The 19,152-nt window shown below is 60.2% G+C and carries 34 protein-coding genes; 31 read left to right on the top strand and 3 right to left on the bottom strand.

The window, feature by feature from the left end; genetic code table 11:
- Positions 1 to 2 precede the first annotated feature (2 nt).
- From I6L47_RS18340 to I6L47_RS18255, 18 genes are all read left to right on the top strand, one after another.
- On the top strand, positions 3 to 227 hold the full coding sequence (locus tag I6L47_RS18340; protein WP_164536559.1) for an ogr/Delta-like zinc finger family protein: 225 nt from the start codon (positions 3 to 5) through the stop codon (positions 225 to 227).
- Positions 224 to 451 (top strand): hypothetical protein, encoded by a 228-nt coding sequence (locus tag I6L47_RS18335; RefSeq protein ID WP_216948053.1) that lies wholly within the window; start codon positions 224 to 226, stop codon positions 449 to 451. Before I6L47_RS18340 ends, I6L47_RS18335 begins: the two co-directional genes overlap by 4 nt.
- Before the next feature lie 15 nt (positions 452 to 466).
- On the top strand, positions 467 to 913 hold the full coding sequence (locus I6L47_RS18330; RefSeq protein ID WP_216948052.1) for a hypothetical protein: 447 nt from the start codon (positions 467 to 469) through the stop codon (positions 911 to 913).
- A gap of 36 nt (positions 914 to 949) precedes the next feature.
- Entirely contained in the window at positions 950 to 1,384 is a 435-nt protein-coding gene (locus I6L47_RS18325; RefSeq protein ID WP_164536556.1) for a tellurite resistance TerB family protein, read from the top strand.
- Positions 1,377 to 1,538, top strand: a complete 162-nt coding sequence (locus tag I6L47_RS18320) for a DUF3927 family protein (protein WP_139731330.1) — start codon at positions 1,377 to 1,379, stop codon at positions 1,536 to 1,538. Before I6L47_RS18325 ends, I6L47_RS18320 begins: the two co-directional genes overlap by 8 nt.
- A 141-nt stretch (positions 1,539 to 1,679) precedes the next feature.
- Positions 1,680 to 2,204 (top strand): hypothetical protein, encoded by a 525-nt coding sequence (locus tag I6L47_RS18315; RefSeq protein WP_216948051.1) that lies wholly within the window; start codon positions 1,680 to 1,682, stop codon positions 2,202 to 2,204.
- On the top strand, positions 2,201 to 2,377 hold the full coding sequence (locus I6L47_RS18310) for a hypothetical protein (RefSeq protein WP_167573867.1): 177 nt from the start codon (positions 2,201 to 2,203) through the stop codon (positions 2,375 to 2,377). Before I6L47_RS18315 ends, I6L47_RS18310 begins: the two co-directional genes overlap by 4 nt.
- Positions 2,374 to 2,910 carry a DNA methyltransferase gene (locus I6L47_RS18305; protein ID WP_216948050.1) on the top strand — a complete coding sequence of 179 codons (537 nt, stop codon included), beginning with the start codon at positions 2,374 to 2,376 and terminating at the stop codon, positions 2,908 to 2,910. The genes I6L47_RS18310 and I6L47_RS18305 overlap by 4 nt, the downstream gene beginning before the upstream one ends.
- The gene (locus I6L47_RS18300; protein ID WP_216948049.1) at positions 2,907 to 3,251 is read left to right on the top strand and encodes a hypothetical protein; all 345 of its coding nucleotides are present in this window, start codon (positions 2,907 to 2,909) and stop codon (positions 3,249 to 3,251) included. The genes I6L47_RS18305 and I6L47_RS18300 overlap by 4 nt, the downstream gene beginning before the upstream one ends.
- Positions 3,248 to 3,469 (top strand): hypothetical protein, encoded by a 222-nt coding sequence (locus I6L47_RS18295; protein WP_167573865.1) that lies wholly within the window; start codon positions 3,248 to 3,250, stop codon positions 3,467 to 3,469. Before I6L47_RS18300 ends, I6L47_RS18295 begins: the two co-directional genes overlap by 4 nt.
- A gap of 89 nt (positions 3,470 to 3,558) precedes the next feature.
- Positions 3,559 to 4,044: a hypothetical protein gene (locus I6L47_RS18290; protein ID WP_240037427.1), complete on the top strand. Its 486-nt coding sequence runs from the start codon at positions 3,559 to 3,561 to the stop codon at positions 4,042 to 4,044.
- Entirely contained in the window at positions 4,035 to 6,428 is a 2,394-nt protein-coding gene (locus tag I6L47_RS18285; RefSeq protein ID WP_254204772.1) for a replication endonuclease, read from the top strand. Before I6L47_RS18290 ends, I6L47_RS18285 begins: the two co-directional genes overlap by 10 nt.
- Before the next feature lie 10 nt (positions 6,429 to 6,438).
- Entirely contained in the window at positions 6,439 to 6,777 is a 339-nt protein-coding gene (locus tag I6L47_RS18280) for a DUF4406 domain-containing protein (protein WP_216948048.1), read from the top strand.
- Entirely contained in the window at positions 6,774 to 7,115 is a 342-nt protein-coding gene (locus I6L47_RS18275; RefSeq protein ID WP_216948047.1) for a hypothetical protein, read from the top strand. The genes I6L47_RS18280 and I6L47_RS18275 overlap by 4 nt, the downstream gene beginning before the upstream one ends.
- A complete protein-coding gene (locus I6L47_RS18270) occupies positions 7,100 to 7,432 on the top strand; it encodes a DUF3850 domain-containing protein (RefSeq protein WP_216948046.1) in 333 nt (110 codons plus the stop codon). Before I6L47_RS18275 ends, I6L47_RS18270 begins: the two co-directional genes overlap by 16 nt.
- Positions 7,429 to 7,617 (top strand): hypothetical protein, encoded by a 189-nt coding sequence (locus I6L47_RS18265; RefSeq protein ID WP_167565993.1) that lies wholly within the window; start codon positions 7,429 to 7,431, stop codon positions 7,615 to 7,617. The genes I6L47_RS18270 and I6L47_RS18265 overlap by 4 nt, the downstream gene beginning before the upstream one ends.
- The gene (locus tag I6L47_RS18260) at positions 7,617 to 7,958 is read left to right on the top strand and encodes a hypothetical protein (RefSeq protein WP_216948045.1); all 342 of its coding nucleotides are present in this window, start codon (positions 7,617 to 7,619) and stop codon (positions 7,956 to 7,958) included. Before I6L47_RS18265 ends, I6L47_RS18260 begins: the two co-directional genes overlap by 1 nt.
- Positions 7,959 to 8,045: 87 nt before the next feature.
- Positions 8,046 to 8,234, top strand: a complete 189-nt coding sequence (locus tag I6L47_RS18255; protein ID WP_139746591.1) for a DUF3283 family protein — start codon at positions 8,046 to 8,048, stop codon at positions 8,232 to 8,234.
- A 518-nt stretch (positions 8,235 to 8,752) separates the two neighbouring features.
- On the opposite strand, the gene I6L47_RS18250 is transcribed toward I6L47_RS18255, so the two are convergent.
- Positions 8,753 to 9,118 carry a helix-turn-helix transcriptional regulator gene (locus I6L47_RS18250; RefSeq protein ID WP_216948044.1) on the bottom strand — a complete coding sequence of 122 codons (366 nt, stop codon included), beginning with the start codon at positions 9,116 to 9,118 and terminating at the stop codon, positions 8,753 to 8,755.
- A 208-nt stretch (positions 9,119 to 9,326) separates the two neighbouring features.
- On the opposite strand from I6L47_RS18250, the gene I6L47_RS18245 reads away from it, so the two are divergent.
- The gene (locus tag I6L47_RS18245; protein WP_216948043.1) at positions 9,327 to 9,512 is read left to right on the top strand and encodes a hypothetical protein; all 186 of its coding nucleotides are present in this window, start codon (positions 9,327 to 9,329) and stop codon (positions 9,510 to 9,512) included.
- A 409-nt stretch (positions 9,513 to 9,921) separates the two neighbouring features.
- On the opposite strand, the gene I6L47_RS18240 is transcribed toward I6L47_RS18245, so the two are convergent.
- Both I6L47_RS18240 and I6L47_RS18235 read right to left on the bottom strand, forming a co-directional pair.
- Positions 9,922 to 10,986, bottom strand: coding sequence for a phage portal protein (locus tag I6L47_RS18240; protein WP_216948042.1), 1,065 nt, complete (start codon positions 10,984 to 10,986; stop codon positions 9,922 to 9,924).
- Positions 10,983 to 12,752: a terminase ATPase subunit family protein gene (locus I6L47_RS18235; protein ID WP_216948041.1), complete on the bottom strand. Its 1,770-nt coding sequence runs from the start codon at positions 12,750 to 12,752 to the stop codon at positions 10,983 to 10,985. The genes I6L47_RS18240 and I6L47_RS18235 overlap by 4 nt, the downstream gene beginning before the upstream one ends.
- A 147-nt stretch (positions 12,753 to 12,899) precedes the next feature.
- Between I6L47_RS18235 and I6L47_RS18230 the strand changes: the two genes are divergently transcribed.
- The 12 genes from I6L47_RS18230 (at position 12,900) to I6L47_RS18180 (ending at position 19,111) form a co-directional block, all read left to right on the top strand.
- Positions 12,900 to 13,742 carry a GPO family capsid scaffolding protein gene (locus tag I6L47_RS18230; protein ID WP_216948040.1) on the top strand — a complete coding sequence of 281 codons (843 nt, stop codon included), beginning with the start codon at positions 12,900 to 12,902 and terminating at the stop codon, positions 13,740 to 13,742.
- A gap of 12 nt (positions 13,743 to 13,754) precedes the next feature.
- Positions 13,755 to 14,780: a phage major capsid protein, P2 family gene (locus I6L47_RS18225; RefSeq protein WP_216948039.1), complete on the top strand. Its 1,026-nt coding sequence runs from the start codon at positions 13,755 to 13,757 to the stop codon at positions 14,778 to 14,780.
- A 10-nt stretch (positions 14,781 to 14,790) separates the two neighbouring features.
- The gene (gpM, locus tag I6L47_RS18220) at positions 14,791 to 15,537 is read left to right on the top strand and encodes a phage terminase small subunit (RefSeq protein ID WP_216948038.1); all 747 of its coding nucleotides are present in this window, start codon (positions 14,791 to 14,793) and stop codon (positions 15,535 to 15,537) included.
- Positions 15,538 to 15,636: 99 nt separating this feature from the next.
- Positions 15,637 to 16,107, top strand: a complete 471-nt coding sequence (locus tag I6L47_RS18215; RefSeq protein WP_216948037.1) for a head completion/stabilization protein — start codon at positions 15,637 to 15,639, stop codon at positions 16,105 to 16,107.
- Positions 16,107 to 16,310, top strand: coding sequence for a tail protein X (locus I6L47_RS18210; protein ID WP_159144500.1), 204 nt, complete (start codon positions 16,107 to 16,109; stop codon positions 16,308 to 16,310). The genes I6L47_RS18215 and I6L47_RS18210 overlap by 1 nt, the downstream gene beginning before the upstream one ends.
- A 2-nt stretch (positions 16,311 to 16,312) precedes the next feature.
- Positions 16,313 to 16,543: a TraR/DksA C4-type zinc finger protein gene (locus I6L47_RS18205; protein ID WP_216949385.1), complete on the top strand. Its 231-nt coding sequence runs from the start codon at positions 16,313 to 16,315 to the stop codon at positions 16,541 to 16,543.
- A 21-nt stretch (positions 16,544 to 16,564) separates the two neighbouring features.
- Positions 16,565 to 16,927 carry a putative holin gene (locus tag I6L47_RS18200; RefSeq protein WP_073536721.1) on the top strand — a complete coding sequence of 121 codons (363 nt, stop codon included), beginning with the start codon at positions 16,565 to 16,567 and terminating at the stop codon, positions 16,925 to 16,927.
- A 1-nt stretch (position 16,928) separates the two neighbouring features.
- On the top strand, positions 16,929 to 17,237 hold the full coding sequence (locus I6L47_RS18195; RefSeq protein WP_216948036.1) for a phage holin family protein: 309 nt from the start codon (positions 16,929 to 16,931) through the stop codon (positions 17,235 to 17,237).
- Positions 17,234 to 18,055: an N-acetylmuramidase family protein gene (locus I6L47_RS18190; protein WP_216948035.1), complete on the top strand. Its 822-nt coding sequence runs from the start codon at positions 17,234 to 17,236 to the stop codon at positions 18,053 to 18,055. Before I6L47_RS18195 ends, I6L47_RS18190 begins: the two co-directional genes overlap by 4 nt.
- Positions 18,045 to 18,518, top strand: a complete 474-nt coding sequence (lysB, locus tag I6L47_RS22550) for an Rz-like lysis system protein LysB (RefSeq protein ID WP_254204769.1) — start codon at positions 18,045 to 18,047, stop codon at positions 18,516 to 18,518. Before I6L47_RS18190 ends, lysB begins: the two co-directional genes overlap by 11 nt.
- Positions 18,403 to 18,657: an Rz1-like lysis system protein LysC gene (gene lysC / locus I6L47_RS18185; protein WP_254204872.1), complete on the top strand. Its 255-nt coding sequence runs from the start codon at positions 18,403 to 18,405 to the stop codon at positions 18,655 to 18,657. Before lysB ends, lysC begins: the two co-directional genes overlap by 116 nt.
- Positions 18,632 to 19,111 (top strand): phage tail protein, encoded by a 480-nt coding sequence (locus tag I6L47_RS18180; protein WP_199427931.1) that lies wholly within the window; start codon positions 18,632 to 18,634, stop codon positions 19,109 to 19,111. Before lysC ends, I6L47_RS18180 begins: the two co-directional genes overlap by 26 nt.
- Positions 19,112 to 19,152: the final 41 nt, after the last annotated feature.

Raw genomic sequence — 19,152 nt, 5'->3', positions numbered from 1 at the left:
CCATGAGACTGAAATGCCCCCACTGCAACGCCCGCGCCAACATCCGTACCAGCCGGGATATGGGGCCACTGAGCGGCTCGGCCCGCTATCAGTGCAGCAATGTCGAGTGCGGCCACACCTTCAAGGTGTTGTTCGAGATCACCGAGACCCTTTCACCCAGCGCCATGCCTAACCCGTCCGTGGTGCTGCCCCTGTTTCAACGCAAGGCAAAGGAGACTGCCCAATGAGACTACGCGCCGAGCAGCCGGGGCTGATCCCCGTCGCGCTCCTGCTGATGACCCGCGCCACCGTCGTGAGCGATTGCGACGAGCCGGTGATGCGCAACACCACCCGCTTTGATGGCAGCTATCTGGAAGACCATCGAGGCCGTCGCGGCACCCTGCGCTTTGCGCCGCGCCACTCAGGCAAAACACCGCGCCCGCACTGGCTGACCCAGCTGCTGCAGGCATAACCGGAGGGCCACCCCATGAACGCAACAGCAAAGGTAATTCCGCTCGTTCAACAGCCAAGCGCCGCAGAGGCAGCACTGGCAGAAATGCGCGCCCGCTTCGGCCGCAATGGGGCGGCCAGCCGCTGGTCACGCCTGCCGACTCGGGCCCGCGCCGTCATCTGTTATGCCGCGGGGATCTCGCCGTCGGCAGCAGCGCAGGAGCTGGGAGAGTTCGAGTTTGACCAACAAGAAGCAATCCGGCTCGCACTGGGCGACCTGCTCGCCACCCTGCGGGAGTTTGACGGCTCGGTGCTGCACCGCCGCGAGTGGCACCGCACCGCCCGCCACATTGATGGGCCGACCCGCAGCGAGCTGGAACAGGCAGAGCTTGAGAATAAGCGCCGGGCAGAGCTGAACGCTCAGGCCGGCACATTGGAAAGCCGCTTGGCGGCATTGAGAAAGGTGGCCGGAAACGGCCAATAACCAACGCCTTCGGGCAATCAAAACTGAGGAATCACCATGTTTAAAAAACTGTTTGGCAAGAAAGCAGCTACCGCAAAGGCCGAGATCAAGAAGTTCGAAAACCGCGACCTGATGGAAGCCACCGTCGGCGGTTGCCTGCTGGTTGCCTTCGCGGATGGCGAGTGTGAAGACGCCGAGCTCAAGACCATCGAGTCCCTGCTGCGCACCAACAAGGCGCTCGAAGGATTCGGCCATGAGCTGACCGACACCGTCAACCGCTTCACCGAGCGCCTGAAAGCCGGTTACCGCGTGGCCCGTGTCGAGATCCTGCGGGAAATCGAAGAAGTGAAGGGCAACCGCCAGGAAGCGGAAGACGTGCTGGTCACCATGCTGACCATCGCCGAGGCCGACGGCGAGATTGAAGAGGCGGAGCAGAAGGAGCTGACCACCGTCGCCGACCGTCTGGGCCTGCGGATTGCCGACTATGCCTAACCCGCGCTGGCTGCTGGTAGGCGCCTTCCTGCTGCTGTCTGTGGGAGTCGATTTCAGCTCCCGCATTCTCTCGATGGCGGCGGATGGGCTGTTGGTAGGGGTAGCAATCGCCATCGCATGGCCACTGCTGAAACAGAAGAAAGCAAAGGACTGATGACAACGGGCCGAAGGGAATCGGCCCCATCCCTTAGCCGCTACACGTGGCAGTTAAGGGATGCCAAAAGCAGGCAATAAAAAACCCCGCAAAGGTGGTGGAACACCGCGGGGTTTCACAAACAAAACTGAGGGTTAACTCATGAACAATAGTACAGCAGAACAGGCGATCCGCAAAGTCGCAAACAGCCTCATTAATACCCACCGCCCCCAGCTGGGCGCCTGCCATAGCACCGCCGTCGAGGCGAGCCTTGAGGCGCTGGCAGAACTGGCCGACGAGTTGAGCCTGCTCGACATCTACGCCGAGCTGACCAAGCGCCTCGAGATCCTGCAGGGTGGCCAGCGGCCGCCGGTACTGGTTGGCAGCATGCCATCAGGCGATTTCGCTTTCCTCAAGCTGTTCAACGAGTTCGCCATCGCCAACCCGCGCGCCGCTGACGAGTGGCTGTTTACCGATGCCAAAGGCTGCTTTACATGGCAGGACGATGAGCGAGGGCTGGTATTCCTGCCCCCAGAGGTTGTCGTGCAGTTGGATGATTATGAACTGCCGTTTATGGACGGCCAGCACGTCATCGGCGTGGATATGGCCGCGCCTGACCATGATGTCACCGTGGAGTGCCTGTTCCATCCGCCCTTTGCCCACGCGCTGCAAGGGGGTGCCCAATGATCGCCATCACCGCCAAACACACCGCCCCATCACCGGCCGCTGCCGTCGCCTATCTGGTGCGTCACGGCTACATCAACGTGAAAAACAGCTGGCTGCGTGGCCAGCGTCACGCCGCCCGCATCGAGCTGCTGCCGTCTGGTCGCGCCCGGGTTCTGGAAGGAGTAGCAGCATGAGCAGTACAACCGGCAATGTCATCGAGCGCGAGCTCTACCCTACCCCGCCCAGCGCCGTTGCTGCTCTGCTGAACTGCATCAGCTTTCGCGCTGGCGATCACTTTATGGAACCGTGCCGCGCAGAAGGGAACATCTTTGACCCTGTGCCGCTCCCTGCCGAACAGAAAGAGTGGGCCGAGATCCGCCATGGCCGTGACTACTTGGCGTGGGATTTTGGTCGCAAGTTCGACGTCATCATCACCAACCCGCCGTTCAGTCTGACCGAGGAGTTTTTGAGAAAGAGCCTGTCTGAGCTCTCGCCTGATGGAACCCTGATTTATTTGCAGCGGGTGAACTTCCTTGGCAGCAAGAAGCGGGTGCCGTTCTGGGCAGAGGTCGGCTTTCCGAACAAAACCCCGATCCTGGTACCGCGCCCGCGCTTTGTGAATGGCGGGTCTGACTCCTGCGAATACAGCTGGTTTGTCTGGGATAACGGCGGCCGTGTGAACCTGCCGAACGGCCTGAGCCATTTGATTGCGGAGGATGCAGCATGAGCCATCAAATGACCACGCCAGAACAAGAAGGATGCACCACTGAAATGGCATTTGGCGCCGATATCACCGCCCTGAAACTCATCTTCCAGGTAAAGAGAGAAACCCTTCGCCAGTTTCAGAACCAGCTGATCGCCCTGCGCAAGGAGCAAAACCCGATCACGAATGTTTATGCCATCCGCTCTTTGCTGTTTGCCTGCCGCGAAGAGCGGGCAGGGGCCAATTTTGCGTTCGAGCAACTCGAAGTCGGCGAGAAGTTCATTGAGGAAATTCGCCGGGTCAGAGCAAGCGAATCATTCAATGTGAACGACCTGTTCGACATGCCGGAGGAGACCATCCAATGAGCCATCAACAGCTGATCGACGTGTGGGTAAACCGGATGCTGAACGCCAGTAACGAGCTGCGTGACCTGCAACGTGACCTGCTCGACCTGCGCAAAGATGGCCCCCACGGCCAGCGCACTCCGGCAAAAACCCACCTAACCCTGTGCCGTCTGGCCCGCAGTTCGGTTAAGGCGGCATCCAGTAAAGTCCGCTCACTCCACACCGGAGGCGCCATCTAATGACTCACCAAAAAACAGCCGGGCATGCCCCGGCTTTGGGCGTCGTGCGCCCTGCACACAGCCAAGCCTCATCGCAACAGGCCTACGACTTGGCAAATCTGGACCAGCAGAGCCTTGAGGAACTGGAATGGATGGCCGACGAGTGGGTAAACCGGCTGCAGGACGTCAAGGTGCGCCCTGCATTCCGCATCAACCGTACAAGCAAGGTCACGCTGGAGCCCTGCACCAAGTGCAAACAGACCGCTGTTTGCCTACCTGTAGCTGGCCGTCACGGTCGCCGCGCTTATCCCTACTGTGTCGAAACCTGCTGGCCGCTGGCCCGCGCCGCCAGCGAAACCGTGGTGAAGGTTGAACCAGCAAGCCGCCCGCTGATGCGCTGCAGCTGCTGCGGCGAGTTCGGCCATGTGCGGCCGGTGATCCTGTCTGGCGATCGCCTGACCAGCCTCGTTTTTTGCGAGCGCGCCTGCTGGTCTGACCGTTTGGCCACGCTGGAGCAAGTTCCCACCTGCGGCCAGTGCGGCCGCTATCTGCAACCGAACGAATACACAAACGGCAAGTGCGGGGTGTGCAAGTGAAAGAATCCCTCACCAACCTGTGCGGCATCCAGCTGCCGCCGAAATACTGCACCGGCTTTGATGCCATCCAGATGGGCAAGGCCGCCAATCAGCTGGCCCGCGTCGAGTGGCACGTTGCCAAGCCGCTGGCAAAAACCTACCTGCGCCGCTACCCCGCCAACCACAAGACGGCAAACGTCTGGCTGCGCCGGATGGTGGATGCCTGCGCAGCCGCGCAATCCCGCTTCCCGATCCCGGTGCATCACCTGCGCAACGACATTCGCCGCGAGCTGGTCGCCGCCGAGTGGGCCCGCCGCTGCCAGCAGTTGCTGACGACGGGCGCGAACGAGCGCACCGCCGCCGAGCTGCTGGCTGATCTGGGGTCGCAGGCGCAGGCATGGCACTTCTGCCCGACCCTGCCGAACGACCCACGCACAGCCGCCAGAAAACTGCTTAGACGCCAGCTGACCGACGAAGAGCGGGCAGATATGGAGCCAGCTGTTGAGAAGTTCGAGGGTGCCGCCGCCAGCTTGCTGGTGCGCCTGCTCGATGAATCGTGGTGGCTGCGCAAGATTAACCGCGCCTGGGCAGTCTATTGCGAGCTGATCGCTATCTTCACCGGTCAGGTGCGCAAGGGGGTTAGCCCCTACGCCAGCGCCCACGCGGTGCGCGAGTTCACCCAGCGCAAGGCAGCACGACAGGCGTGGATGGCGAGCATGAGCGCCGTCAATGAGGAGCTGGGGCAAGAGATTGATCTGGCCGACGCCATCATGGGGTCGGTAGCCAACCCCGAGATCCGCCGCCATGAGCTGTTTGTGCGGATGCGCGGCTTTGAAGATTTGGCGCAGGAACAGGGCAAGCTGGGCCTGTTCCTGACCCTGACCGCGCCGTCTGGCTATCACGCATGGCGCCAGGGCAAGCAAGACAAGAGCAAGACATACCAGAACGAAGATTTCAACGGCAGCACCCCGACCGAGACCAACCGCCTGTTGTGCAAACAGTGGGCCCGCTTTCGTGCCGCACTGGCCCGCGAGGGGATCATGGCCTTCGGCTTTCGGGTGGCGGAGCCGCACCACGACGGAACCCCGCACTGGCATTGCCTGCTGTTTATCGATCCGGTTCATCAGAATGACTTCCTGACCCTGCTGGCCTACCACTTCACCGATTCCGCCCGGGCAGAACTCAAGATGCCGAACGGCGATCTGCTCGACCAGCTGGCCAAGATGAAAATCCGCAACAAGCTGCCGCGCATCAAGTGGTTGCTGGATGTGAACGACCCAGCGGTGGTTAAGGCCATCAACCCGCGCGTGAACTGGAAGGAGATCGACCCAACCAAGGGCAGCGCCACCGGTTATATCGCCAAATATATCGCCAAGAACATCGACGGCCATAAGGTCGGGATGGACTACGAAGCCGAGGCGCCGGTTGACCACACCACCATCGCGGTCGCCGCATGGGCAAGCTGTTGGCGCATTCGCCAGTTTCAGCAGATCGGCGGGCCGTCTGTGTCTGTCTGGCGCGAGCTGCGCCGCCTGGGCGACGAGGTGATCGAATGGGATTGCGTGCTGGAGGCGGCCCGCTATGCCGCAGATAACAAACGCTGGGCCCGCTTTATCGAGGCGATGGGCGGCATCGAGACCCCGCGCAAAGACCACCTGATCAAGCTCTCCAAGCGTCTGGACGAGGGCGCCAACAAATACGGCGAGGATGTGCTGCGCCTGATGGGGGTGATCTCCGACGTGGGTCAGACCACCGCCGTCACCAGAACCGAAGGCTGGCAGATAGTGCGCAAGGGTGCCGCTGTGTCGGGTTTGGGCGAGCAACGCGAGCCTGCAGTTGGCGAGCGCAGCGAGTTGCACTCAAGCGGCGGCAGCCGCGCCCCTCGGAGTTCTGTCAATAACTGTACGGAAGGATCCAAATCAGGGGTTAAAGGATCCGCTCTGGCTAAGGAGCTGATTCGCATGGGTCTTGATGTGAGTAACGAAGACCTGCTGTTGCGGGGCTGCATCATCAACGCCGACGGCCAATATGTGCGACTGGTCGGCGATCGGCTGATTGTGACCCGCAACTGGCCAGGGGCAGGCGATGCGGTGGCCGACCAGCTGACCGCAGAGGTCGAGGCCGAACTGGCCCGCAACCGCGCCGCCAGCAGCAGTGATCTGAAACAGCAGGCCCGCGAGCTGATGCACAGCGGCGGCAGCGTGACCGACTGGCTGGCCAGCCTGCCGCTGCAGCAAGCCGATGAGGCGATCGCCACCCTCACCCGCTTGGTGGATGACGAAGAGGATCGCGGGCGCTATCAGCCCACCGAACAGGAGCAGGCCCGCGTCGCGAGCTTGCAAGCCGACAACCAGCGCCACGGCGCAGAGATTGCCAAGGCGCGGGTGCGCCTGGGCGTTGAGTAAGGAGAAGGGTATGAAAATCTATATCGCTGGGCCAATGACAGGTTTTCCGGACTTTAATCGCCCAGCCTTCTATGGGGTGATGAGAGAGATTAGCCACGCCAAGGTGGTGCCGCTCAATCCGGCCATTCTGCCGGATGGGCTGGAGCAGCACGAGTATATGGCGATCTGCATCGAGATGGTGAAGATAGCCGATGCTCTGGTGATGTTGCCGGGGTGGGACGGTAGTGAAGGCGCATTCGCCGAGTACACCCTGGCCAAGAAGCTGGGCAAGCGCATCCTGATGATGCCGGAGCTGTCGTTTTTTCTGGACCGTGTGAAGGCTGGCAAAGAGGAAGGGGAGGCAGCATGAGCCTGTTTCAATGTGAGCACTGTGGTTGCTGCGAGAACACCGCACTATCCAGCCAGGGATTCGTCAATGGAATGGAGCGTTTTTATGACTGGTCGTATGCACCAGAACGAAAAGGATTGAGGCTCTGTAGCGCCTGCGGCCCGACCAGCTTCGCATGTGGCAAGCCAACTGAATACGGAAAGTGGCATGGCCATTTCCCAAGAACGTTCCTGCCGATGGGGATGTTTCACACCAACCGCGTCGGCAACTTGGCGCACAACGAGACCGGCAGCGAGAATTTTTGGGAGTTTGAGATAGCCGGCAAGGATGGCGAGGAGGCCGCATGCACCACGAATTGAAAATCCTGCCGCGCTACTTCCAGCCGGTACTGGACGGCACCAAGCCGTTCGAGATCCGCGACAACTCAGACCGCAACTTTAAAGAGGGTGACACTGTCACCCTCAACGAGTGGGACGGCGAACGCTACACCGGCCGCAGTGCCAAGCGCCAGATCACCTTCGTCACAGACTACGCCCAGCAACCGGGCTATGTGGTGTTCGGGATGAAGGAGGTGGCACTGGTCATACATGCACCAGAGAAATGCTCTGTTTGCCAAGGGACTGGGGTTTTTGACCTAACGAATACTGTGTGCAGACGTTGCGGAGGTGAGTCATGAAAGACTGGGTTAGCCGTCATTTCGAGGCATGGCTGGTACTGCTGGCCGCAAAAATCCTGATCGGACGCAACCTCCAGCGCTGTAAGGTGGTATCGCGCAAAGACAATAACGCAATGTGGTACATGGCCGAAGATCTGGAAATGATCGCCAAGCGGATGCGGAACAAGTATGAGGAGCGCAGCTGATGAAAGCGCCAAAGGATGCCAAGGCCCGCAAAGAGGCCCAGCGCAAGCGCGACAAGGTGCTCGGCATCGAGCGGGTAGAGTGCCGGCTCTCCATCCGTGAGCGCGAGCAGTTGAAGACCCTGTGCGCTGTACGTGCTGGAGCTGGTGACCCCTACTCTGCCGACGAGTACATCAGTACGCTGATTCGCCGCGACTGGGAGAAGTGGCAAGCACAGGAGGCCGAGCTGCAAAAGCAGACCTGCCAACACTGCGACTGTGCGCTGCCAAAGGGATGCGGCGGCGCCTTCAAGGGCCAGGGCGAATGCTGGCACACCATGGGCGACAAGACGCTGGCGCTGTAAGGAGGAAACATGCAATGTGTCCGGTCACGAAAACGTGACCGGACACATTTCATTAATTACCATGTCAGCACAACCAAGGGGGAGACGATGAGTTTTAACCTGTGCAACCTGCCACCGGCAGAGAAGGCGCTGATAGAGGTAGACAAGGCCGCAGCCTATGCGGTGTGGAAGGAACGCAACGGCCATCTGGCAACCGCCGAACTGGACAGCAGTGCATTCAAGGGCCATGAGCTGGAAGCCTTCACCAAGGCGCTGGCCAAGTACCGCGCCAGATAGTCGCAACAGAACCAAACAAGAAGCCCCTGTCGAGGGGCTTTTTTATTGTATTGGTAAGACATTAAGAGAAAAGCAACGAATATATAATGTATATACCTTTTATATATAAAGCATATATAGGCAAATGAAAGTAGGCTTTTTAATATTAAAGGGGCATTAACTTGATATTGATACGCTCTTTTGTAGGTGGCGTTAAGCTGTTAATTTTCAAACGAGTTGAAATCATTGCAAACATCCTAACAACTTTATGAAAAAAGATATACTGAACATCCTAACACCAGTATCCGCGCGGGATTCAGAGGTGATCCGAGTCGATGGAACGATGATGATGTCGTACCACAACTTTTGATTGCCAAGGATTTGAAGCTATAGGCAAACGAAAGTCAGGCACTGAGAAAATAATTATAAAATGATGTTGCAAACTTCTTTGCATGCAATTTACTATGCGCCGCAACAACATTAAAAAACAAAATCCAGCCATGCTGGAGGGGATTATTTTGCCTGAAAATAAATATAACTCAGCGATAAACCTTGAGCGCGCCAGACCAGACCGCGAGCAGCCATTCTATCTCGGCATCGCTCATCGTCAGGAACACAGCGCGCTGATCGTGAGCGGCTTGGCTGGCAACCGCCCATCCAGCAGCAGGGATCATCTGTTGCACACTGATGCCAATGTGCATGCAGAGCAGAACGGCATCTTCCAGGTCGATGAACCCGGGCGTGTCGTCATCAAGCCAGCGGCTGATGGTGCTGGGGTTAACACTAATCAGCCGGGCAGCATCCTTGTATGACAAGCCTGCACCTTTCAGCACAGAGCGAAGTTGCGCCTTGGCGTCGAGCAGGTACTGCCGAGCGGCCACAGGCAAAGTTCTATTCCGTTTCATGGGGCGGCTCCTGTAACGTCGGGTCGCCCGTGCTCAAATTGTTATTGTTAGCTGCACTGTCAATTGCATGATCTGACAGGTAAAAACGCACATTTTTGCAAAATGTGGCTGGATAACGCTGAGATATGCAATCCAACCATCAGTAAAATTTACTGGCCAAACCAGTGGACAGATAAGCCACACGAACAACTACGGGAGCAAGAATCGAATGCCTTTTCCAGATGTAGAAACAGTCTTTGACGATATCGACTACGTTGCCAGCCTCATCACAGAAAAAAGCCAGCCGGAAGACCATGGGCGCGTCGAAAGCATCATCCGCTCTCTTGTCATTGTGGGCCGCCTGTCAGTATCGAACCCGCCAACTCGACAGCTTGCGCACATAGTTGCTAACTGATTCTGTGCATAACTCAACCAACAAGGGGGCCTCGGCCCCCTGTTCAATTATACGAGCAGGATAGTGAAAGGATCTGACGGATTTTGAAGGATCGCAAAAAGGATCTGAAAAGCTGCGCGCGGCCAGTGCTGGCGCGGGGTGCCGATAGCCGCCACCAGTCGTTCACCTGCATGGAAATCGGCACATAAAGCGCGCAGGCGGGGCGGGGTTCCGATTGCGCGCCAGCGGTGCTGGCGGGGGTCGGCAGGCTGCGCCAGCCGCTCAGGGTGAGCGCGTGAGGATCTGCGAGGGTAAGCGGACGTCCAGCGCCGCCGCCTCAACAGCGGGCCGCACAGGCGCTCTGGTGGCGTGGTCGCCGGGCAAAAGAAAACCCCGCCATCTGGCGGGGTTGCTTGCTATGGGGCGGGGGTCAGATCAGTCGGTCGCTATGGTCTGCCGTATCGGTACCGACCGCCAGCTTGTACGGGTTGAACCGGATCACCTCCTCCCCTGCCCAGTCGTTGATCTGCAGCAGGCTGGCCTTGAGGCTGTCCACCTCGTTCACATCGAACACCTGGGCGGCCTTGGTCACATCGCCGAAACCGCCGGTGTTGTTCGGCATCACCCCCATTAGCTGGGGCGGTACCCGATGGGTCGCCAGCTGGTCGTCGCGGCTCACATTCTTGATGGAAAGAAAATCATCCTTGGCCGCCACCTCGGCCACCGGGATCAGCTTCACTCCATCCTTGCTACCGCCCGGCGTGTAGAGCAGCAGGTTACGAAAGTTGCCGGGGCCCTTGCTCTGGCGCAGCGCCTCTTTCAACTTCTTGATGTCGTCCTCGTTCTGGACCGCGTCGGTGATGTGCATGATGAAGCCGGCATGGCTGCCGTTCTCGTAATACTTGCGGCGGAAAAGCGTGGCCGACTCGTTCAGCAGCGTCGAATTCAGGCCGCCCACATAATCGGGGATGCCATAAATCTCCTGATTGATATCGCTCTCCATCACATGGCCCACCGACCCGATCGGCATCTGCTGCTCCTTCCCAGGCTGCGCAATCCACCAATAGGCATCGAGATCCAGCCCGCGCCTCACGTACTTGGCCCGCAGATGGTCATAGCGCAACACCCCGCCCAGCCGGTTCTGCACCGCGTGGGGGTAGCAATTGCCGAAGATCAGATAGTCATTCACCAGCCCGGTGAACGCCGTCAGGCTTAGTTTGGGATGGGGCACAAAGCAAGAGCGCAGAATGTTGCGCTTCACCTGAATGGCCGAGGCATGATGCACCCCGGCACGATAGACCCGCGCCAGCCCCTGCAAACTCAGCGGCGGCTCATACCAGCGGCCGTTGTGCATCGCCTCCAGGTAATCGAACACCTCCCGCTGACTCAGCACCGGCACCGGCTCGCCAAAGGAAAACGCCTCGATCGCATCAGCGGCGGGCGCTTGGGTCGCCGTCACCGGCGGGGTCTTGCGCGGATTGCGGCGCTTTGTCATGAAAAAATCTCCATCATGCTGGTATTGGTACCGTTGGCGCCTGCCAGCGGCTCATGTAACAGGGCATGCATGGTCGCCCATGCAATATCGGCGTGGCTGGTCTCCTCGGAACGGCTCGCCTCAAACGTCGGCATCTTGCCGCCGGCGGTCACCCCGCGGCGAATGCTCATAAACGCCTGCGCCAGGTCAGTCATCCCGCTGTCAAACTCCAGCCGCGCTTTGTTCATCACATCCTGCGCCTTCATCACCATCCGCATCTTCACGCTCGGGTTGTACTGAATGGCAGTCACAGCCGGATAAAACTGCTTAACCAGCTGATAAACCCCCTCCCCGATCCCCGTCGTGTCGATACCGATATAGGCCACGTTGTAGCGGGAGCAGATAGCGCGAATGGATTTTGCCTGGGCGTCGAAGTCCATCCCCTGCCAGCGGTGACGCTCCAGCACCCTGAACTTGCCACCGGGCACAGCAGGCGGCGCCAGCACAGCGCAACCGGCACTATCACCGCCAACCCCCTTAGCCGGGTCATATCCGATCCACACCGGCCGGTTACCCATTGGCCGCATCGCGTGGGGCTTGTAGTCCTCCCACACCTCCCAGCTGTCAACCATGCACCGTTGCAGCGTGGCGAGCGGGAACACGCTGTCCGTGTCATCAGCAAACTGACACATCAACAGCTGGTTATAGTCATCAGGGGAATAACGGCGCCGCAGCCGGTCAAGGTCGAACAGGTCACAGCCGCCGCGTACCGCGTCCTCAACCGTGACGATCTGCCGCCACTGGCCATCACCGCACAGCCGCCCACCATGTAAAGCCGCATGGTCAACGTCGAACTTAATGTGCTCGTTCTTCGGTCGCCCTTTGTTGAACATCGAGCCAGACCAGAACGGGTAAGCGTCATGCGACAGGCTTGAAGGCGTAGAGAAGTAGGTCAGCCGCCAAAACTTTTGCATCGCCATGCCGCTGGAGACCTTGTAGAGCTCCTGAAACTTGGGGATCCAAAAATACTCATCGATATAGAGGTTGCCGTGATAACTCTGGGCGGTGCGGGAGTTGGTACCGAGGAAGTAGAGAATGGCACCATTGCCCAGGGTGATGGGGTCGCCCTTGAGCTCAACCCCGACCTCCTGCGCGAAAGCCAAAATGTACTGCTTGAACTGATGGGCCTGCGCCTTACTGGCTGACAAGAAAATCTGATTGCGGCCAGTGGTCAGCGCATCAATCAGTGCCTCCCGCGCAAAGTAGAACGTGGCCCCGATCTGGCGACTCTTGAGCAGGTTGCGCTCGGTGTGCTGCAAGCCTGCCTGATACCACACCTTCTGATAGCCAAACATATTGCTGTGGAACAACTCGCCCAGCTTCTCTAATTGGGCCTCATCAAAATTGTTACGAACCGGCGCCTTCTTCGGCCCCTTGTTGCGGTTAGCCACCTTCGGGTTGAGATCGGCCTCATTGCCGCCGTTGCTATACCTGTTGACCCGGGCGACCCGCTCCAACTGGCGGCCCAGCAAGTCAATCTCCTTGAAATCGCCGCCGGTCTTCATCTCCTTGGCGATCAGCTGGCACAACCGCGCCTCAAGCGCGAAATCGACCCGGTCAATCGGTTTGATGTCATCCCAGCCGTCGCGCTTCTTCCAGGTCGAAACTGTCCCCTCCGGCGTCTGCAGCAATTCAGCAATGGCGCGGAGCGGGTAGCCCTGAAAGAACAGGTGCATAGCCTGCCGTCTGGGTTCGATATGGGGGAAAAGTAAGGGTGCTGTAGTCATGGCGACAGCCTACCGCCCGTCAATGCCGAAAGGATGGTCGCGCGGGTGTGTAGGCGCGCCACACACCCGCAACCGATTGAAGGATCTAGCGCACCAGACAGACCATGAGCCCGACCAGAAACCCAATTCACAAAGGGATCCCAGCTCATGGCAAAGAAAGCGAAATTCAAGCGGGTGGCGGTGGCGGGCCAGACCACCGACGGCCGCACCATCGCGCCGGAATGGCTCACCCAGGCAGCCAAAAACTACAACCACGAGAAGTACGGCGCCCGCGTCAACCTCGAACACTTCCGCAGCATCTACCCCGATAGCGCATTCCGCGCCTATGGCGACGTGCGATCCGTCTATGCCGAAGAGGTCGAAATCGACGGCGAAAAGAAAATGGCCCTGTTTGCCGAAATCGACCCGACCGACGACCTGATCAAGCTGACCAAGGCCCGCCAGAAGGTCTACACCTCTATCGAGCTGGACCTCGACTTTGCCGGAACTGGCGAAGCCTATCTGGTCGGCCTCGCCGTCACCGACAGTCCGGCCAGCCTTGGCACCGAATACCTGCAATTCTGCGCAGGCGCTGGCGCCAACAGCCCGCTCGCTGCCCGCAAGCAGAAACAAGCAAACCTCTTTTCCAGCGCCATCGAAGCCGAAATCGAGTTCACCGAAGAGGGCGACAAAGGCCCGTCCCTGCTCGAAAAGGTCAAAGGCATGTTCACCCGCCGCGATCAGGCCAGCGGCGAGCAATTCGCTGACGTGCATCAAGCCGTGGAAGCCGTAGCCACCGAAGTGACCAACCTCGAAGAAAAGACCAAAGGGAAGTTCAACGAGCTGGCCAACACCGTCAACGAGCTGAAAAGCGCCGCCGCCAAAAACAGCGAGCTGGAAAAAGCCTTTAACGAGCTGAAAACCTCGCTGGAACGCCAGGAAGATTTCAGCCACAGGCGCGATCCCGCCACCGGTGGCGATGGCACCACCACCGTATCCACCGATTGCTAAGGAGCATCATCAATGCGTAACGAAACCCGCGTGAAGTTCAACGAATACACAGGTCAGCTGGCCAAGCTCAACGCCATCACCAGCGCCATGGTGCAATTCAACGTGCAGCCGAGCGTCCAGCAGACGCTGGAAACCAAAATGCAGGAGTCGGTCGAATTCCTGCAGATGATTAACGTCATCCCGGTAAACGACATGAAAGGTGAAAAGGTGGGCGTGGGTATCAGCAGCACCATCGCCGGTCGCACCGACACCACCACCAAAGACCGCCAGCCCAACGATCCGAGCGCCATCTATGACCACAGTTATGAGTGCGCCCAGACCAACTACGACACCATGATCGGCTATGCCAAACTGGATGCATGGGCCAAGTTCCCCGACTTCCAGACCCGCATCCGCGACGCCATCATCACCCGTCAGGGTCTTGACCGCATCATGATCGGCTGGCACGGCACCAGTGCAGCCAAAGACACCGACCGCAACGCCAACCCGCTGCTGCAAGATGTCAACATCGGCTGGCTGGAGCATATCCGCAAGGATGCACCGGCCCAGGTCATGAAAGAGGTCAAGCAGGGCAGCGGCAAGATCTACATCGACCCGACCAATGGCGACTACAAGAACATCGATGCCGTGGTGTTCGACGTCGTCAGCGAAATGATCAAGCCGTGGTATCAGGACGACACCGATCTGGTGGTCATCTGTGGTCGCAAACTGCTGTCTGACAAGTATTTCCCCATCATCAACGACGCGGGCGACAACCAGAACAAACTGGCCGCCCAAGTGCTGGTCAGCCAGAAGCAGATCGGCGGTCTCAAGGCCGTGCGCGTCCCCTTCTTCCCGGAAGATGCCCTGCTGGTCACCAAGCTGGAAAACCTCTCCATCTACTGGCAGGAAGGCGCCCGCCGCCGCCACATCGAAGAAGAGCCGAAGCGCAACCGCATCGTCAACTACGAAAGCTCCAACGATGCCTACGTGGTTGAGGATTACGACTGCGCGGCGCTGGTTGAAAACATCGTCATCGCACCGAAACCGGCCGCGTAAGGGGAACGACATGACATCACCCGCCCGCGCTCACCGCGAACGTATGCTGGCCGCCCTGCAAGGGGCAGCCAATCCTCAGTTCGATCAGGTCACCGCCAACGCCTACGAACTCCAACTGATGCAGCTGGCAGAACACCGCCGCACCCTCAAGGGCATCCAGAGCATCGAGCGCAAGATCGACGCCAAGCGCACCATGCTGGCCACCTACAAACCGTGGATTGACGGCCTGCTGGCTGCCGATCGCGGCGGTCAGGATGACGTGCTTGTTACCGTCATGCTCTGGCACCTCGACACCGGCGATCTGGAAGGCGCCTTCAACATGGCCGACTACGTGATCCGCCATGGCCTCAATACCCCGGATCAATACGACCGCACCGCCCCAACCCTCATTGCCGAAGAAGTGGCCGACACCTCCATCAAGCTGCAAGAGGCGGGCACCGGCCCGAGCTATGGCCTGCTCTCTGCCTACATCGAGCTGCTGAAAGGCTCGGACATGTTCGACCAAGTCCACGCCAAGCTGCACAAGGCCGTGGGCCGTGCCGCACTGGCCGAAGGGTTCAAAGAGCCGGCAGCCGAGCACTACCGCCGCGCCCTCGAACTGCACGACAAAGTGGGCATCAAGAAAGAGCTGGAAGTGCTGGAGCGCGAAATCAAGAAAGAAAAAGAAGCCGAACAAGCCGCCAAAGACGCCGAGCAGAAGGCAGCCGAAAACAGCACCACCGAACAGCAAGGCCACGCCGACGGCGAGACCAGCTAACCGAGCGTACCCCGCACCCTGGGCGGCTCGGGCCTGACGAATGCCAGCGGCATACCAGACGGCCCGACCACCGCCCAACAAACGGGGGAAGGAGCATCCATGACATCAGGATTCATCCCCACCAATCCGGCCAACAAAGACGAAGGCGAAATCGCCAGCGCCCCATTCTGGCCGGTCATCAACCTCAAAGACCTGCGCGACATCATGCGCACCGACGGCACCATCACCACCGAACGGCTGCGCCATGCCGTGATTGACGCCGTCGCCGCCGTCAACAGCGATCTGAGCGGCTGGGCCATCAACCGCCAGGGCGAAGGCTACGAGCAACTGGCCGACGTGCCATCCCAGACCGTCAACGCCGAATCCGTGCTGGTTCACTGGTATCGCCGCGCCGTCTACAGCATGGCCCGCGCCAACCTCTACGAGCGTTACCTCGACAGCTCGGCCACCGCCGACGCCGTCAAAGACACCGACGCCCGCGACCAGACCGCAAACGACCTCTACCGCGACGCCCGTTTCGCCATCCGCGACATCCTTGGCGAAACCCACACCACGGTTGAGCTGATCTGATGCAACTGCGCGCCCAACAGGGGGAAACCCTCGACCTCATCATCAACCGGCACTACGGCTACACCGCGGGCATCACAGAACAGGTGCTGACCCTCAATCCGGGGCTGGCAGACAAGGGGCCCATCCTGCCGATGGGCACCCTCATCACCCTGCCGGATACCCCGACCCAGGCCGAAGCGCCCCTGATCCAGCTATGGGACTGACCATGAGCCGCCTCGACGACGAACTTGAACGACTGGCAGACATCAGCGAGCAGCAGATCGCGGCCCGCATCCACGCCGCCCGCATCAGCGGTACCGGCCCCCACTACTGCATTGACTGCGACGACCCGATCCCGCAGGAGCGCAGAGAGGCGATCCGGGGCTGCGAACGCTGCACCGACTGCCAGACCATCCACGAATTTCAACACGACCGCCAATTCGGCGGCAGACAATAACAACAGCAACAGGAGAGCACGATGCCCGAACCCATCTCATCCAGTGCAGCAACCAGCGCCCTCACGGGTCTGGCCCTGCTGTCACTCTTCCCCGGCGTAGATCCCGGCGTGCTCCTTGGCGCATTCGCCGGGGCGCTGGTCTTTATCGCCACCACCGCCGAACTCGGCAACCTGCGCAAAGCGGGGCTGTTTATCGCCGCCTTTGTCGCCGGTGCGCTGGCGGCCCCGCTGGTTGCCGCCATGCTGGCCAGCGTCCTGCCGCAAAGCGTCGAAGTGCCCAAGGCCGTCGGCGCCCTGCTTGCCTCGGCGCTGGCCGTCCACCTGTTGCAGTGGGTCTTGCGCAAAGCGCCGGATGACCTGCTCAAACTTCGCAAAGGGGGCTGACATGCTGACCATCCTCTACGCCCTGATCTGTGCCGCCATCGCCATCCGGCTGGTGACCTTCAACCGCAACGGGGGCGACTATCGCCCCCTCCCTGCCCTGCTGGCATGGGTCATCACAGTGGCGGCGGGCTCCGTGCCGCTGCGCGCCCTGCTCGGCGTCATGCCAACACCGGATCCAGCCGCCGTGCTGCTGGCCGCCGTGGTGCTCACCGCCCTGCTCGGCTCGCGCGGCTCGGTCATGCGCCTGCTGCCGCGCCGCCACCCGCGCCCCAGCCATGCCGCTGACATCTACCGGAGGTTTCAACCATGACCCTCAAAAAAGGCGCCATTGGCGCACAGGTGGCCGAACTGCAACAACTGCTCACCCGGGCAGGCTACCAAGTGGCCGCCGATGGCTGGTTCGGTGACGCCACCGAGCAAGCCGTGCTCGCCTTCCAGCGCGATCACCTCATCGTTGCCATAGGGCAGGCAGGGCCGCGCACCATGGCGGCCCTGCGCGGGGCCGCCATCGGCAACCAGCTCACCATCACCGATCTGCAGCAAGCCGCCGATCGCCTCTGCGTCGAACTGGCCAAGCTCGCCGCCTTCGCCCAGGTCGAGGCCGCTGGCGAAGGGTTCGACGACTGCCAGCGCCCGCGCCTGCTGTTCGAGCGTCATGTGTTCTTCAAGCAGATCGCCAAGCAGCAAGGCGAAGCCGAGGCCAACCGCCTCGCGGGCCTCTATCCGGCCCTCTGCAACCCCAAGCGCGGCGGCTATCAGGGCGGCCCGGCTGAATGGGCCCGCCTGCAAACCGCCATGACCCTGCACCGCGCCGCCGCCATCGAGTCGGCCAGCTGGGGCATGTTCCAAGTGATGGGCTACCACTGGCAGGCGCTGGGCTATGCCTCGGCAAATGACTGGCTGACGGCCATGCAGCAAAGCGAGCGCGAACACTTGCGCGCCGTGGTCGGCTTTATCGAGCTGGACCCGCAGTTGCACAAGGCGCTCAAGGCGGGCAAGTGGAGCGAGGTGGCCCGCCGCTACAACGGCCCCGCCTACAAAGAAAATCGCTACGACACCAAGCTGGCCGAGGCATACGACCACTTTGCCAAGGTCTATCCGGTGCAGGAGGTGGCTGATGTTGCTTAACCTCCTGCGATCCCCCCTCACCTGGCTGCTGCTGGCCTTGGTCGTCACCCTGGGCGGCTGGGGCTGGTCGGCCCGCTCTGCCGCCAAGGCTGAGGGGCAGGTCACCACCCTGCAAAGCGACCTCAAGGCCGCCGACGACAAGGCCAAAGAGGCCGCACTGCGGGAGAGCGCCAAAGACGGCACCATCAACACCCTCACCATCGAGCTGACGGCGCAGGCCACCGCCGCCCAGCAGTTGCAGGGCCAGCTCGACCAGCTGGCCACCACCGCCGCCACCCGTGAACAAATCATCGCGAGGCTCAAACGTGAAAATGCTGAACTTAAGTCTTGGGCTGATCGCCCTCTGCCTGCTGCTGCTGTCGGCCTGCTCCAGCGCCCCGCCATCACCGGCGCCGCAGATTATCAGGCTCACCTGTCCCGCTCCGGCCCCCTGCCAGCTGCCGCCGGCGGATCCCATCAATAACGGCGATCTGCTCGACCTGCTGACCGAAACAGAGGCCGCCTGGGCAACCTGCGCGGCCAAGGTCGACAGCGTCATCAGCTGTCAGCACCGACTGCAACAAAAAGGGAATGAGGATGGAAAAGCCAAAACAGATCCGTGAGTTGCTGCAACAGTCGGTACCGCAACTGGGCCAGAACCCTGAGGGGCTTATCCTCACCATAGGCAAAGGCCAGATAGTGGCGACAGGCGCGCACTCGCTCTCGTTCGAGTGGCGGTACACACTCGAAATCGGCGTGCTCGATTTTGCAGGTCATCCCGATATGTTGCTGATCCCCCTGCTGGCATGGCTGCGCCAGCACCAGCCTGAACTGTTCACCAACTCGGAAAAACGTAACGACGCCATTCAAGTCGATGCCGAAGTGCTGGCCAATGACCTCTACGACCTGCTGATCACCATCAAGCTCACCGAGCGGGTCATCGTCACCAAGACAGAACAGGGCATCAGCTGGAAACATGTGCCTGAACCACCTGAAGACCCCTATGACGGAATCACTTGGGATCTGTTCATAAACGGGGAATACCAGCACTGGCCACCACTACCGACTCAGGAATAAAGAATCACATGGGGTTGTGGTTCTGGTTAGCTGAAGGACAA

The organism is Aeromonas sp. FDAARGOS 1417 (assembly GCF_019046985.1).
GTDB classification, from domain to species: domain Bacteria; phylum Pseudomonadota; class Gammaproteobacteria; order Enterobacterales; family Aeromonadaceae; genus Aeromonas; species Aeromonas veronii.
Note: the sequence above shows the minus strand (reverse complement) of the source record. Positions and strands in the feature narration are given on the sequence as shown.